This is a genomic window from Labrenzia sp. VG12, from assembly GCF_002237595.1.
GTDB lineage: Bacteria > Pseudomonadota > Alphaproteobacteria > Rhizobiales > Stappiaceae > Roseibium.
This window is the reverse complement of sequence record NZ_CP022529.1, coordinates 2,801,729-2,817,047: the sequence shown is the minus strand read 5'-3', so window position 1 is coordinate 2,817,047 and position 15,319 is coordinate 2,801,729. Positions and strand designations below refer to the sequence as shown.

The window sequence follows — 15,319 nt, the reverse complement described above, 5'->3', positions numbered from 1 at the left end:
TCAAGATGCTCCCGAACCCGGATTAGCAAGATCAGCTGATACGACACAGACTCCGCCACATTCGGGATCACGCTTAAGGGCGTCAGCACCAACAAGAAGCTTGTTGCCGTTATCGCGCTCAATCGCAGCTGCGTCAGCGATAAGACGATGAGGTCCGGGGTTCGTGAGAGAATGCCTGCCTCGCAAATATTGATCTGTGCCTTCTTTCTGCTGAGACAGCCAGACATTGAAGAAATGCAGGTCTGCATGGGACAGCATAAACATGTTTTTGATCAGACGTGCTGTCGGGATTTCCGCGTGGCGCGCGAGGCCTTCGACCAGCTCGCCGGTAGCCGCGTCAAGTGTCACTGTGTATCGGAATTTGGTCATCAATTTTCCTTTTTGTAGATGTTTTCCTTATTGTAGCGTTCTTGGTCACCAGAGTGCATAAAAAAATGATCAGCGAAAGAATGCCCTTGGCCCCGCAACGTTGGCGTCCTATCGCGTCGAGTCGTGCTCTAACTGGAGGTCGACTATGAGTTTGCTGATGAAAAACCTGTTCGTGAAAACTTTTGCTGCTGTGCTCACTGTAGGGACTGCGTCCGCCGCAGAAATCGACTCGAGGCTTGAGGGTGCCATTCGTGCATCTGCAGCTAACGTGCTCACTGATCCGTATACTGCGGTGTTCACGTTCGACATCGTGACGGAACTCAGTGAGGGGCTGGGGGGCAAGATTTGTGGAACAGTGAATGCCAAGAACGCTTTCGGTGCCTACACTGGTAAACAGTTCTTCTTCGCTGGCTATGCAAAGCTGAATGAGGACTACGTTATCATTGCATTCGATGTACCCGGATACTCACTAGAGAAGGCGGTAGCATCCGGAAAAATCTGTATGTAAACCAGTTGATTAGCGGCAGCGACCGCTGGCCGTTTGAAACAGATCAAGGATATCACTGTCCCGACTATGCGTTTGGTATCGCAATGCGATCCTTAGCGATGGAGCGGATAGTGGTATCTCGGGAAGAATTATATGACTTGGTCTGGGCTAAACCGCTGACGCAGTTGAGCGAAGAGCTTCAGCTTCCGGGCTTAAAGATTGTCCAGGCTTGCGAAGCGATGGATGTTCCGCGCCCAAGAGCTGGGTATTGGAACAAGCTGAAGGTAGGGCGGGCACCGGCATGAGAACCGCTGCCTGAACCGACCTCGACCACACTATTGCAGTGGTCGTCGTCTGATCGTCCGCCACATAAGCCCTGGGTAAAACGTAAAAAAGAAGCAGGCCACCGTTGAAAGGCCCACAGATGCGAACAAATGCGTTCAATTTCTAGTGCGAAGCGCCCGAGAGCATTTCCTAAACAGTCTTCGTCTTGATGAAGGCGGGTACTTGAAGCCGTTTAAGAAGCTTCTCGTTGACGTGGCAACTTCTCCAAGAGGGCTTGAGAAGGTGCTTGATTTAGCCAACTAACTGCTCATGGCATTCGAAGTCGCCGGACATAATGTGTCGATATCGCAAGCCAACAGCAATTATCGATGTGCTTCAATCGATGAGCGCTTTGTTCAGAAAATATGGCAATGGCAGCCATCCTGTTTCACACAGCTAGCGTAGCGCCTTCCATGACTATCAGGTGGGGGCGGGATTTGCGCTGAAGTGCGAGGCGTCTGCAAGTTGTGGAGGCCAAATAAACTTCCAGTTGATCGCTCCAGCAACAGGACCTGCACAATATTTGGTTGCATTTCGAGCAGGAGTGTCATTTTATTGGTGTGTTAATAGGGGGGTTTTTATGCGCTTGGTAAATTTGTTTCTGATTGCATGTATTACCGCAAGTTCTGCGGTCGCCGACGACGAATTTCGAAAAGTCAGCGAAACTGCCGGTTACTGGTCCGACGACAAGGTTGTATTTCCGGGTTCAAGGGTTATCGACTATCCAAGGAGTGGTGTTGCAATTGGTGCAGGTTGGAATAGCGTCGATGAACAAAAGGCTTACGCTACATGTATTTCCTTCAAAGTCGAGAGTGCTGGCGGGCAAAATGCGTCTGTTTCTTTAAAGCGAATTGAAGATCGAGACAGCCTCCGCCGCGAAATTGAACTCACCTACAGTGCAGCTGCTAAAGCTAAATTTGAAATTGCATCCGCGGATGTATCCGCGAAATACAATTTCTATAAGAAAACCAATGTAGAAAGCCACAGCTTAAACTTGCTTGTGAAGGCAAATCTAGTGAATGGTGTCGAATTTGTGTCCGCTCCGGACGGCGAAAACCAATTGCTTAGAAGCGTTACGATAAACGACTTTGGAAAGGGGCTGCTTGAGAAAGGGCCTGAAGAATTCTTCAAACACTGTGGAGACAGTTTTGTGGCAGCTATCGAGCGTGGAGCGGAGTTATATGCTCTATATGGCTTTGATGAAGAGAGTAATTCTGAAGATACAAGGAAGACTTCATCAATTAGTGCCGGTGGTGGCTATTTAGGGTTTTCAGGAGAAGCTAGTTTTAAATCGAAAAAGTTGTCGGAGACTGTCTCCAAAAGATCTGTTGGAGCTTTGCAATATTATCATTCGGCTCATAGAGGACTGGCTTTGCCCAGTTCAGAAAATAGTATTTATTCTACCTTGGCTCATCTGGGAAATGCGATGGAAGTTAGTGATAGTTATCCGTTTCGTGTCAGGCTTACCAGGTATACAGAATTGCCCGATTTTTCTGAAAAGCTTAAACAAGGTCTTCTGTTGAACGAAAAAAGGGTATCCTTCATTCTTAGATTAGAGGGATTGGCGTCCTATTTGGAGCGAGTTATAGAGAATCCGAGTGCGTATTCCATTGGATTACGTGGGAAAGACATACAGTTCTACAAAGATTTGCAGGACATACTGCTTGCAAAGGTAGAAGAACTCTCTAGCAAAGAAAGGAAATGCCGTCGCTTACTCTCAAATGATTTACGCGATCAAATTTTGGAAGAGTGTTTGGCTGCAAGCGACGGAAAATATTCAGACTACTTTTATCGGTTGGAAATGCCTATTCACTCCGAATTTGTTAGAGAGAGAACTGAAGAAGAAGCAAGATCTATTTCTGATTTGGACAGTTATATTGCACACCAAGAAAATCAGAAGAAAGGGCATTTGGTAAAAATCTATAAGAAGGCTAAAAAATGTAAGTTCAAAATTGGTAAAGGTGGTATCTGTGGTTACGATCACATTAGGGAAGGCTGCAACATCCATCCCTCCGATCGCAGGTGTAGGGAATTCGACTCGAATATAGCAAGGGCGAAGAACAAAAAATCAATTATTGAATCGCAACTTGCCTTGATTTTAGATGCCGATAGCAGGTACTTGCATTGGATTAAAGGAACTTCAGTTGAGAGGCGTAAAAATGGTGACCTTGATGGGTATTTGTCGAATGCGGAGCTAGACAATTTCCGTAGGTTGACATCTTGCCAATATCAGGAACTAGCTGCCAAGCCAGAGCTGAACTGTGATGAGAGTAGAAATTCCACAAATAAAATAATGAACGGCGAAAACATTCGATCAGTTTTCCAATTTAGCCCAGAAAAATACATCTTAAAGCGCCAAGAGTATACTGCTGCGGCCAAGAACGCCCAGAAAATAAAAGCCAAGGAACTGTCGGACTTGTTTCATGAAGAATTTGGTCACCCCGAAGACGGAATAATATTTGTCGATCCGAGGGAGGCCATAAGCGATTTTCCACGTGACTTTGATCTCGGTGATCCGGAGCTAGATGATTTCCTTAAAAAGCTTAAGGAAAATCATTCTCAAACAAACAACTATATCATGTCCAATGCATCTGGATCTGTGAAGGGTAAGGAAACGCGTCTAAGCGTTGAGGAGTTCAACGAATTGATTTCCGAAGACCCACTATTTCTATCAGAATTGCGACACTTCGCCATTCTCGATACGCAGAAACTAGTTGCGACAGGTGATGTAGAAATTATGGGGAATCCAATTGATCGGTTTAACGCTCGGTCTGATGTACAAGAGTTGCAAAAGGATATTGCGGAGCTAACTGAATTGCTGTCTTCGCAAAATACCATTCGCAAGAAATTGATTGACAGATTCAAGGCTATGGAAGTTTCATCAAATCAAATAGAAAATTTTGATGTTTCCCCCTTGAGCGTAAGGCAAATAGTCTCGGATGTAGAAGACAGTAATCGATATACTACTGCTGAAAGCGGTTGGGAGCTAATTCATCCTGACCCGGATTTGGAAGTGGACTATGAATTGCTTCTTCAAAGTTATTAACATTGCATTTTATTCCTACTTGATTGCAGTAGGTGCTACTGAGGCGGGAGAAAAATTGTTGCCGCCTCAGTTAAACAATAGAACCTGCCAGTCTTTTGCCCTGGCAGTTGCACTTCAATCTGAAGAAGATAAGAAACAGATAGTCGTAGATGACACAATAAACTTAGAACTATTCCAAAGCATTCAGAGAAAAGAATCCGCAATTCGGGATTTGGTGGTGCGGAGGATGAAGAGCAAGGGGCAAAAAAGTTCAACTCGCGAAGATTGGGACTACGTTGTTAGGCTTTACACCGGTGGCAAATATAGAGTTCAGACACGTTATTATTACGGGCAGCCGAAACTTCTATCAGCAATCCGAGAACATTTTTTTCCTAGGGAGGAGTGTATTAAGAGGAATGCCTATTGTTCCGATAGCCGGCGAGGTAATGAGCCGGTTTTGAACGAAGAACGGGGTGCAAGGTATCTGCTAACTAGCGTTAGTTACATCGATGGCCGGACTTATAATTCTGGTCACGTAGTTACTCTTGCAGGAATGACGGAACTTCCCATCCTTGATTCCGAAAAAACTCCTCAATTGAAGGTAATAAATAGTTATTATTCTGGAGGCGCGTCGCAAGTTTGTGTTAATCCCAGGACGCAAATACATTGGACAAACGAATTTAAATTGAAATTTTTATGGCATGTGTTCGACCGAAGGTCAAAATACTTTACTAAAATGAAGCGTAAAAAAATTCCAGTGCTAAGTATTTCTTGGGTTGAGGCTACCTTCTAACGCACCAAACGACTTGCCACGGTGCAGGAGCATCAGACTAATTTGAAGATACAATCGAACGCGAAGTAGCAGAGGAAAAATCACCAAAAATTAGAATTGAATTTTCGAAGTACCTGCAGCACAGGGCCTTTGGTTAGGCGAATTTGCCACGAGTTCGTCGAAACGTTCAGCTGAATTTCGTCGTATGTAAAGTAAGCTAGAGTAGCGGATAGATGATCCGATGGAAATCGAATTAGCCTTCCGTTAGTGGTTTCAGTACGTGACCTGAAGCTAACAAAAAAGACCGATGCGATCAGTGATTGCTTTTCGCCCTGATCTCTGACATTGGGCGCGCAAAGCCATAGCCTGAACCCGGACGCTATGACCGCTATCCGTGAAAATCTGAGCGCGCGCGGCCCGGCGTAGGTAGTTACGTGGCAGAGTTGTTAGATTACTCGTTGCGAGCGTTAACCTCGAGCTCTATTGCGAGTTCGACCCTGTCGAGTGTCTGTTCCCACGTCTCGCCTGCAGATGAAGGAGCAAGATGAGGCTTCAATGCTGCAAAATTCTGATGGATTTCACGTCGCGTAAGGCGCGCACGTCAGAAACGGAATGCCGTCAACCGCCGAGTTCGAACGGCAGCACAAAATTAAGGCCGAAGGCGTCTAGAAGACGCGGGGCTATTGAGGCTGACTATTCGAGGCACGCACCCGAAAAAACACTGCGCGAGAAACGCGCTATTTGACAGCACACGGCAACGAATTGACTCGGAATGATGGTAGCGGAGGAGGGACTCGAACCCCCGACACGCGGATTATGATTCCGCTGCTCTAACCGGCTGAGCTACTCCGCCATCCAATGCGCGTCAGGGCCTGGGCGGCCCGCGCAACGTGGGGTGCTTATAGTGAGGCGGCGGGCGGGCGTCAAGCGTTGAATCGATGCCCGTCCGCAAAGTTTTTCAATGTGGCTCAAGCGGCAGAAACCGGGCTTTCGGCTTGTGGAAAATCGATGGTCCAGGTGCCGGTGCGCTCGGTCTTGTCGATCCAGCCGCCACCGAAAACCCGCGCCGTGTCGTCGTCGGAATCGAAAAAGACACAGGCCTGGCCAGGCGCTACGCCGGTTTCGGCATTCGCCAGGTCGACAAAGGCCTTGCCGTTCAGGATGCGCAGGGTGGCCGGGGCCGGTGGCCGGGTGGAGCGCACCTTGGCAAAGAGCTCGATCTCGTCGCCTTCGTCCAGCGGCTGATCGCCAATCCAGTTCATTTCCCGAAGCAGGATGGTGCGCGTTGCCAGCGCCTCACGCGGGCCGACCACCACCCGGCGCTCGTCCGGGTCGAGACGGACCACGTAAAGCGGTTCTCCGGTGGCAACGCCGAGACCGCGGCGCTGGCCGATCGTGTAGTGAATGATGCCTTCATGCCGGCCCAGCACCCGGCCATCCATATGGACTATCTCGCCCGGCTCGGCCGCATTGGGGCGCAGCTTGCGGATTACCTCTGCATAGTCACCATTCGGCACGAAGCAGATGTCCTGGCTGTCCGGCTTGTTGGCCACCGACAGGCCGAACTGTTCGGCCAGGTCCCGCACCTTTGCCTTGGGCATGCCGCCAAGGGGGAAGCGGACAAAGTCCAGCTGTTCCTGGGTCGTGGCGAACAGGAAGTAGCTCTGGTCACGGTCCAGATCGGTCGGCCGGTAGAGCGCGCGCTTGTTGCCCTGCTGGCTGGAGCGCACATAGTGGCCGGTCGCCAGCGCATCCGCGCCGAGGTCCTTCGCGGTCTTCAGGAGATCGGTGAACTTGACGGTCTGGTTGCAGGAGACGCAGGGGATCGGGGTTTCGCCGGCAATATAGCTGTCGGCAAAGCGGTCCATGACCTGCTCCTTGAAGCGGCTTTCATAATCAAGCACGTAATGCGGGATGCCGATTGTCTCGGCCGCGCGGCGGGCGTCGTGAATGTCGACGCCGGCGCAGCAGGACTTCGCCTTGGCAACCGCTGCACCATGATCGTAAAGCTGCAGCGTGACGCCGATGACGTCATAGCCTTCCGCCTTCATCAGCGCAGCCACGACGGAGCTGTCGACGCCGCCGGACATGGCAACGACAACACGCGTATCCTCCGGGCGGCCGGGCAGATCCAGACTGTTTCGCATTTTCAAAGTCTTCCAGAAGTCCTGGCCGGTTCAGCGCTCCGGGCCGTTGCCCCGGGCCATCCACGCCGATTGCATCGGGAGAGGCTGCGCGCTGATCTCAAGGCCTGTTTCAAAGTTGGCGGCACTATACAGATATGGTCATTCTTTGCCAATTGCCCGCCTGCGCATGGCAGGCACGCTTTGCCCGATCGGCAAACCTTGCCGCCCGTTGAAGGCATGTCTTGCGAGGGTGTGACTCTTTTCGTTAAGAAAATCAGTTGCTTGCAAAGGGATTTCGATTGGCCCGCTCCTTGCTTTCTGTTTCGTGACGCAATGTGCCTGCAGCGGCGGGCGAGGATTTCGGGGGCAATCGTGCTGCCATTTGGACTGACAACGGATGTTTCTGCAGGGGCGCTGGCCGCCGGGGCCGGAGGTGCGCTCGGAGCTGCACCTGCTTCTGGCGGCGTGATCGCCGGTGGAGAAACGGGCGGTTTCGCGCATGAACTGAAAGCGGTGGCCGGGCAGGCTCTCGCGCAGGACGGGGGCACGGCCGGGCAGGCCGGGGCGGCGGAAAGCGCTCTGGAAACACTTCAGCTTTTAAAGACCTCCGCTGAACTGCCGGAGGGAGCCGTCCTGCCGCAAGACGTGGTGCCGGGGACCTTGCCCGAGGTGGCAGTGCTGGAGGAAGACCAGCAGATGCCGGTGGCGGAAGCTGGCGTGGATGTCGCGGAGACGGAAGACACCAGCCAGCCCGCCGCGCCTGCCGGAGAAATCAGCCTGGCGGCGTTGGCGCCGGCTCATATGGGTGCGGTCATGTCGCCGGCCGTTTCGCCGGATGGCGCTGTGCTGCCTCAGGTGGCTGTGCCTTCTGTTGAGGCCGGCGCAGGAGGTGTCGCGCCTCCAGCTATTGGGCAGGCAACAGGTTCGGCCGCTGGTGCTGTTCCCGGCGCCGCACCCGTGACGCCGACGCCCGCGCAGCCTTCGCAGTCGGCTTCTTCTGGAATGACACCGCCGGCAACAGCCGCCGCCACACCGCAAACCGCTGGTGAGGGCGTGCCGGCGGGCCTGCCGTCTCAACCCGCCGGTGAATCTCTTCAACAGGTCGCAGCCCCTGCCGGGCGGCGCTGGCAGACCGAGCTGCCGCAAGAATTCCGCGCGCCGTCAACGGTTCCCGCTCAGCCGCGGCCCGCCGGACCTGTTCCGACTGTTGAGATGCAATTGCCCGCTGTTGCCACTGCCGGCGCGGCCGGGACGCCCGCAGCCGGGTTGAACCCGCCGCCGGTGGTGCAGGTGACTGCCGCAGCCCCGGTGCAGCAAGCGGTGACTGATGTTTCAGGATCAATGACCGGTGGAACGCCGACGGCAGCGCTTCAATCGCAGACTGCGGCCGACTTCATGACAAAAGCGCCGTCCACGCCGGTCCAGCCGGTCGCCAGCCAGGGGATCGGGGCCATGCCGGCTGACGGGCAAGCGCCTGTCAGTCAAGCTGTGGGCGCGCCGGCAGCGGCTCCTGCTGTTGTTTCGACTGCGGGGCAGCCCGCAGTCCAGCCCCAGGTGCTGACCCAGGTCCAGACCTCGGCAGCGACTGGTGAAACGCCCGTGGTGGCCGTGCCCGAGCTGGATGCGGCACTGGACCAGGATATTGATGGAGATGTTCTGCCTCTCAAGCCTTTGTCTGCGGACACTGCACCAGCGACGGGCGCCAAACCTGCGGCTGCAGGCGGAACGGGAACAGCGGGTCCCGCCAATGCTGAGCGTGGGCCTGGTGCGCCTCAGAACACGGCTGCCGCCATGGCGGCGCCTGTTGCCGCTGCTGCCCTGGCTCCGGCTCTGAGTGAGGAAGCCGAATTGCCCCCAGGTGTCCTTGAGCCGGAAACCGGTTCGGAGTTCACGACGGCCACCGTTCGCGGCGGTGACATGAGCGGGGCAATGCGCACGGAAAGCCTGCAGACGCCCAATCAGGCGCAGTCAACCCAGGTGGCCACGCAGGTGGCTGCAGAAATTGTCCGGAACCTGAAAAACGGACAGACGCAGTTCCAGATGCGGTTCGATCCGCCGGAGCTCGGCCGGGTTGAAGTCAACATGCGGGTCGCCGCCGACGGCAGCGTTCAAGCGCACCTGATCGTCGAGCGGCCGGAAACCCTCGACATGTTCCTCAGGGACCAGCGGGGCCTGGAACGTGCACTCGAAGCGGCCGGTCTCAATCCGGGGTCCGACAATCTGCAGTTCTCGCTGAAGCAGGATGGTGGCCAGGACATGGCCGGGGGCCAGGACAACCGGAACGGTTCGGGCGGTGCCGATGAAGGCGTTGCAGACGGCGCCGGAGAGGCAGACCCTGACGTCAGTGACCGGGTCCGATTGATGCTTGCCGAACAGCGCGGCGGTCTGGACATGAAAGTATAAAGGGACGGGATCCGTCCCGGGAGTGAAGCATGACCACAATTACTTCATCCACATCTGCGACAACGACCGGCGATGCGGCAAACAGCAGCGCCAGCCTGATCGCGGATTACGAACTCTTCCTGAGCATCCTGACGACGCAGATCCAGAATCAGGATCCGCTCGATCCACTGGACTCGGCCGAATACACCAACCAGCTGGTGCAGTATTCGAATGTCGAACAGGCGATCAAGCAGAACCAGAACCTGGAAGACATCATCGCGACGCTGCAGAGCAATCAGAGCATGAGCTATGTCAGCTATATCGGCAATGAAGTGACGGCGGATGCCTCCACCACGACGCTGACGGGCAGTCAGGCGAGCTGGGCCTATGATGTGACCGAAGCGGCGACGGGAACCTTCGAGATCCGCAATTCCGGCGGCGCGGTTGTCTATAGCGGCGATATCGAGCTTGATGCCGGCAGTGGCACGTTCAACTGGGACGGCCGCACCGACAGCGGCCAGCAGGCGGTGGACGGGCTTTATACGATCGCCTTCGACGTGAAGGACTCCTCCAGCCGGCCGGAGACGGTGCGCACGCAGGTGACGGGAGTTGTTGACAGCGTGGATTGGTCCAGCGGCGAGGCAGTGCTGAAGGTCGGCAACCAGGAATTCCCGATCAGCGCGGTGACAAAGGTGTCCAGCCCGTCGTAGCGACGGGCCAATCAGGGTAATCCGATCCGAAAAGCCTCGAACCTGTTCGGGGCTTTTTTGTTGTCCAACCAACTTCCTGTCTTTTGTGCGTCTGTCGCAATTTTGGATTGAACCCGAATTGCCTCGCAAATTGCATGGGTTAGTAACTATGGTTAACAAATTCATATATCGGTATTTACAATTCGAATGATTATTTTGATGAAACCCTAAATATCATTCACTAAATTTAGATTTTATAGTTAATAAAAACACAACTTTGCTTTAGTCGTTTGTTAAGCGTCATCAGGTAGTCTCAATTCAACCTTGGTCATGGTTAGTGTGAGAGTACAATGACCGAACAGATTCGTTCGCGTGTAAAATATGTCATCGGCCCCGATGGAAGCCCGCTTACCATTGCGGACCTTCCGCCGACCTCCACCAAGCGGTGGGTGATCCGGCGCAAGGCGGAAGTGGTTGCGGCGGTTCGAGGGGGGCTCCTGTCCCTGGAAGAGGCCTGCCAGAGATACACTTTGACAGTTGAGGAATTCCTCTCCTGGCAGAGTTCGATCGAAAAGCATGGACTTGCCGGCCTCAGGGCCACACGGATCCAGCAATACCGGAACTGACCGGAACACATTTGGATGGAGCGGCGCGGGTGGCGCGCCGTTGGAAGGGTCGGCTCAGCCGGCCTTTTTTATTGAGCTGCAGAAACCTTGCCCTCCAGTTTTCTTGGTGAAAGCGTTTCCCATGTCCGGAAAAGCCAAACGACGCGCCAGTCTCCAGGAGATCCTGGCTTCGTGTTCCGAAACGCTCTTCCCGGCGGAAATGGGGGCGGCGGAGGTCTGTCTTGACAGCCGCAGCGCCGATGGGGACACGCCTCTGCATGTCATGCTCTGGCGGGACGATACCTATTCTGCCCTGGAACTCATTCGTGCCGGTGCGGACGTCAACGCCGTCGGCGACATGTCCGAGACGCCTCTGCATGTCGCGATCTCCAGGCAAAATCTCAAGGTTGTCGAGGCGCTGCTGGAGGCAGGGGCAAACACCTCGCTGGTCTCGGAGTTCGGCGAAACGCCTCTTGGCAAGGCGGACGCGGTTGGTGGAGATATCAGGCGACTGCTTCGGGGTCGTTGATTGTCAGCGCCAATACTCCCGCTGATTTGCGCCGCGCGGCACGGGCTGACCTCAACGGAACTTATCCAAAAATTAATCCGGTAGGCAGTTTTTCCCCACCTGAGTTGCGTTTTGCATTATAAGAATTCGCAGAAATCCGCCGATCCCGGAACGCGGGAAAAGGTTTGTTAACCACTTGTTAACCCTCTGGGCGGCAAATTTTGCCCATCGAAGGTGTGGTGTGCCGAGCCGACTCCAACAATAACGGCTTAAGGCATGTTTCAGATGCGGGCGGGCATTCGTGAACGGACTAACTGAATTCATTAGAACACTGGGACCGGCACGTATCGCCGCGATGGGCGCGGTTGCGGCTATCCTGATCGGCGTGTTCGCGTTCATCATTTTCCGTGTCACGGCCCCTCAGATGACGACGCTCTACAACGAGCTGACCCTTGAAGATTCCGCGGCCATCGTGACCCAGCTGGAAAGCCAGGGTGTGCAGTTCCAGCTGAAGCGCGAAGGCTCCACCATTCTGGTGCCCAAGGAGCAGGTTGCCCGGCTCAGAATGCAGCTTGCCGCAGAAGGTCTGCCGACCGGCGGGTCCATCGGCTACGAGATCTTTGACCGGACCGATACGCTGGGGGCCACCAGCTTCGTTCAGAACATCAATCACCTGCGCGCCATGGAAGGCGAGCTGTCGCGCACGATCGGTTCGCTTGATCGCATCCGGGCCGCCCGCGTTCATCTGGTGATCCCGGAGCGGCAATTGTTCCAGCGGGACCGCCGTCCGCCTTCGGCCTCCATCGTGCTCAATGTGCGCGGTGCGCTTGGTCCTGGCGAAATCCGCGCCGTGCAGCATCTCGTGGCCACGGCTGTTGACGGGCTTGATCCGGATCGGGTGTCGATTGTCGACGAGAGCGGCCGCTTGCTTGCCTCAGGTGTCGGCAATGACGAGGACGGCATGGTCTCGGCCTCCTTGCAGGAGCGCACGGTCGCTGTTGAAAGCCGGTTGCGCAACCAGATCGAGGAAATCCTGAATTCCGTCGTCGGGCCGGGGCGGGCGCGGGTTCGTGTCAATGCGGAAGTGGATTACAATCGGCTGACCGAAACCACGGAAACCTTCGACCCGGAAGGCCAGGTCGTGCGTTCGACCCAAACCAAGGAAGAGGCAAGCTCGGCTGTGTCGCGGAACGGTCAGGTGACTGTGGGCAACCAGCAGCCCAACGCGAACGCGCAGGAAGATGGCGGCGGCGATCGGGATACCTCGACGCTGACCGAAGAAATCACCAATTACGAGATTTCCCGGTCGACGCGGACCGAAGTTGTCGAAGCCGGCCAGGTGCGCCGCCTGTCCGTTGCGGTGCTGGTCGACGGCACGTATCAGCCGGACGGCAGTGGCAACAATGTCTATACACCGCGGTCCCAGGAGACGCTGGATCGCATTGCAGTTCTGGTTCGTTCTGCCGTCGGCTTCGACGCGACACGCGGCGACAGCGTGGAAGTGGTCAATCTGCAATTCGCCCTGCCGCCCCAGGACGACCTTCTGGCCGAGCCGGACGGGCTGTTTGAATTCACCCGTGATGACATCATCCGGTTTGCCGAACTTGGCGTCCTGTTCCTGATCGCGGTTCTGTTGCTGCTGTTCGTGGTCCGTCCGCTGCTGCGCCGGATCGTGACACCGGAAGAAAAACAGCCGCAGGAACTGATGATCGGACCGGATGGCACTCTGGTGGTTGAAACCGAAGTGCCGAAGGATGAGCCGGAAGAAGACGAGTTTGTTATTGAATGGCTTGAGCAGGCCAAGCAGGAAGGAGCCATGCAGGCGAGTTCGATCGCAAAAGTCGGCAGCATGATCTCGGATCATCCGACAGAAGCGGTGAACATTGTTCGCGGCTGGCTGGATGAGCAGGCAGCCTGATGGTTAGCGATCAACTCCAGAAACAGCTCCAGGTCAGCGCCGAACACGAAGATCGTGAGCTGAAGGGTGCCGAGCGGGCAGCCGTTCTGCTGCTGGCGCTCGGCGAGCAGCATGGTGCGCCGATCTGGGAGAAACTGGACGAAATCGAAGTGCGTCAGGTGTCGGCTGCCATGGCCAACCTGGGGCCGGTCACGCCGAACATGCTGGAAGACCTGTTCAAGGATTTCGTGCGCCGTGTCAGTTCCACCGGGGCACTGACCGGCAACGTGGATGCAACCGAACGTCTTCTGGCCAGCTTCCTGCCCGGTGACAAGGTCTCCATCATCATGGAGGAAATCCGCGGACCGGCAGGACGCAACATGTGGGAGAAGCTCTCCAACGTGCAGGAGAACGTTCTCGCCAACTATCTGAAGAACGAATATCCGCAAACCGTTGCAGTGGTGCTGTCGAAGATCAACTCGGACCATGCTGCACGTGTTCTGGGTATCCTGCCGGAAGAACTGGCGCTGGAAGTCGTCAGCCGGATGCTGCGCATGGACGCCGTTCAAAAGGAAGTGCTGGAGAAGGTCGAGCAGACGCTTCGGGTCGAGTTCATGTCGAACCTGACCAACACGTCGCGGCGCGACAGCCACGAGATGATGGCCGACATCTTCAACAATTTTGACCGGCAGACGGAGGCCCGGTTCCTGGCCGCGCTGGAAGAGGACAACCGCGAGGCCGCGGACCGGATCAAGACGCTGATGTTCACCTTCGACGATCTGCTCAAGCTCGACGCGGCGAGCTGTCAGACGTTGCTGCGCCACGTGGAGAAGGACCAGCTGGCGATTGCGCTGAAAGGGTCAACGGACAGCGCGCGCGACTTCTTCTTCGGCAACATGTCCTCGCGCGCAGCCAAGCTTCTGCAGGACGACATGGATGCGCTTGGACCTGTGCGCTTGAGAGACGTGGACGAGGCACAGACCAGCATGGTCAACAAGGCCAAGGACCTGGCGGCCAAGGGCGAGATCATGATCTCCAAGTCCAAGGGCGATGACGAGATTATCTATTGATGCGGCAAGCGGCGCGTAGCGGAAACAGAATGGGCAGTATGAGCAACCCGTCGAAATTCCTGTTCAATGTCGACTTCTCCGAACCGGAGGAGCCGGAGGTGGTTGCTCCGCCCGAACCGGAAATTCCGATGATCCCGGTTTCCGAGCACAAGACGCTTCTGAAGGAGGCTCAGGCCAAGGCGTTCGAGGAAGGCCGGGTCAAGGCCCTTCAGGACCTGCAGACCAAGCAGGAAACCCTGCTGACGGAAGAGGTCGGTCATCTCGTGCGGGCAGTGGGGCAGGTGCTGGAGACACTGGACGAGGTCCAGTCCGCCCGGGAGCAGGATGCGATCAGCCTGTCATTTCTTGTGGCTAGACGCCTGTGTGCCCATCTGATTGCCCGCCAGCCGCTGGCCGAAACGGTGGCGTTGGTGTCAGAATGTCTGGGGCCCTTGCGCAAGGCGCCGCATCTTGTCATCCGCATCGCGGAAAAGGATGTCGAGGCGCTGAAGGCCCAGGTGGACCCGATCGTGCACGAAAAGGGGTTCGAGGGACGCCTGGTGATCCTCGGAGAGCCTGAAATCAGCCGGGGCGATTGCCATATCGAATGGGCCGATGGCGGCATCCGGCGGGACCGGAAAGCGCTGGAAGGCGAGATCGACACGAGTATCCGTGCCTATTTGCGGGCGCGCAGTTCAGAAAAACGCGGAACTCCGTCGGACAAGCCGGCGGAAAAGGACACTGACGCATGAGCGACGAACAGGATACCAACATTCCGCTCGACGAGCTGGAAGCTCCCGAGCGTCACGCAGATGACGGTGAGGTTCTCGGACCGCAATCCGCGGCCGATCTGGAGGCCGTGTTTGATGTCCCGGTCCGGATTTCCGCGGTACTCGGGCATTCCCGGATGCATGTTTCGGATCTGTTGAAACTGGCCTCCGGCACGGTGCTGGAACTGGACCGCAAGGTCGGTGAGGCCATCGACATTTACGTGAACAACCGACTGGTTGCCCGCGGCGAAGTTGTTCTCGTGGAGGACAAGCTCGGCGTGACCATGACGGAAATCATCAAGACGGATCGATAGGA

13 protein-coding genes and 1 tRNA gene are annotated in these 15,319 nt (G+C 55.6%); 11 read left to right on the top strand and 3 right to left on the bottom strand.

Annotation, left to right across the window (positions count from 1 at the left end; genetic code table 11):
* Complete coding sequence (locus CHH27_RS27700; RefSeq protein ID WP_157738918.1) at positions 1-369, bottom strand: hypothetical protein; 369 nt, start codon at positions 367-369, stop codon at positions 1-3.
* A 145-nt stretch (positions 370-514) separates the two neighbouring features.
* Between CHH27_RS27700 and CHH27_RS13230 the strand changes: the two genes are divergently transcribed.
* From CHH27_RS13230 to CHH27_RS27695, 3 genes are all read left to right on the top strand, one after another.
* Complete coding sequence (locus CHH27_RS13230; protein WP_157738917.1) at positions 515-877, top strand: hypothetical protein; 363 nt, start codon at positions 515-517, stop codon at positions 875-877.
* Positions 878-1,760: 883 nt separating this feature from the next.
* Positions 1,761-4,226, top strand: coding sequence for a hypothetical protein (locus tag CHH27_RS13225; RefSeq protein ID WP_094072004.1), 2,466 nt, complete (start codon positions 1,761-1,763; stop codon positions 4,224-4,226).
* The gene (locus tag CHH27_RS27695) at positions 4,201-4,998 is read left to right on the top strand and encodes a hypothetical protein (protein WP_157738916.1); all 798 of its coding nucleotides are present in this window, start codon (positions 4,201-4,203) and stop codon (positions 4,996-4,998) included. The genes CHH27_RS13225 and CHH27_RS27695 overlap by 26 nt, the downstream gene beginning before the upstream one ends.
* A 755-nt stretch (positions 4,999-5,753) precedes the next feature.
* Here CHH27_RS27695 and CHH27_RS13220 read toward each other — a convergent pair.
* Positions 5,754-5,830: transfer RNA gene (locus CHH27_RS13220), tRNA-Met, on the bottom strand.
* Positions 5,831-5,945: 115 nt separating this feature from the next.
* Positions 5,946-7,124, bottom strand: a complete 1,179-nt coding sequence (gene mnmA, locus CHH27_RS13215) for a tRNA 2-thiouridine(34) synthase MnmA (RefSeq protein WP_094072003.1) — start codon at positions 7,122-7,124, stop codon at positions 5,946-5,948.
* A 351-nt stretch (positions 7,125-7,475) separates the two neighbouring features.
* On the opposite strand from mnmA, the gene CHH27_RS13210 reads away from it, so the two are divergent.
* The 8 genes from CHH27_RS13210 (at position 7,476) to fliN (ending at position 15,317) form a co-directional block, all read left to right on the top strand.
* Positions 7,476-9,506: a flagellar hook-length control protein FliK gene (locus CHH27_RS13210; protein WP_157738915.1), complete on the top strand. Its 2,031-nt coding sequence runs from the start codon at positions 7,476-7,478 to the stop codon at positions 9,504-9,506.
* Positions 9,507-9,535: 29 nt separating this feature from the next.
* Positions 9,536-10,195 (top strand): flagellar hook assembly protein FlgD, encoded by a 660-nt coding sequence (locus CHH27_RS13205; protein ID WP_094072001.1) that lies wholly within the window; start codon positions 9,536-9,538, stop codon positions 10,193-10,195.
* A 329-nt stretch (positions 10,196-10,524) separates the two neighbouring features.
* On the top strand, positions 10,525-10,800 hold the full coding sequence (locus tag CHH27_RS13200) for a DUF1153 domain-containing protein (protein WP_008194991.1): 276 nt from the start codon (positions 10,525-10,527) through the stop codon (positions 10,798-10,800).
* A 121-nt stretch (positions 10,801-10,921) separates the two neighbouring features.
* Positions 10,922-11,308 (top strand): ankyrin repeat domain-containing protein, encoded by a 387-nt coding sequence (locus CHH27_RS13195; protein ID WP_094072000.1) that lies wholly within the window; start codon positions 10,922-10,924, stop codon positions 11,306-11,308.
* A gap of 280 nt (positions 11,309-11,588) precedes the next feature.
* Positions 11,589-13,205, top strand: a complete 1,617-nt coding sequence (gene fliF / locus CHH27_RS13190) for a flagellar basal-body MS-ring/collar protein FliF (protein WP_094071999.1) — start codon at positions 11,589-11,591, stop codon at positions 13,203-13,205.
* Positions 13,205-14,254 (top strand): flagellar motor switch protein FliG, encoded by a 1,050-nt coding sequence (fliG, locus tag CHH27_RS13185; protein ID WP_094071998.1) that lies wholly within the window; start codon positions 13,205-13,207, stop codon positions 14,252-14,254. Before fliF ends, fliG begins: the two co-directional genes overlap by 1 nt.
* A gap of 29 nt (positions 14,255-14,283) precedes the next feature.
* The gene (locus CHH27_RS13180) at positions 14,284-14,985 is read left to right on the top strand and encodes a FliH/SctL family protein (protein ID WP_208988864.1); all 702 of its coding nucleotides are present in this window, start codon (positions 14,284-14,286) and stop codon (positions 14,983-14,985) included.
* Complete coding sequence (fliN, locus tag CHH27_RS13175; protein ID WP_094071996.1) at positions 14,982-15,317, top strand: flagellar motor switch protein FliN; 336 nt, start codon at positions 14,982-14,984, stop codon at positions 15,315-15,317. The genes CHH27_RS13180 and fliN overlap by 4 nt, the downstream gene beginning before the upstream one ends.
* Positions 15,318-15,319 lie beyond the last annotated feature (2 nt).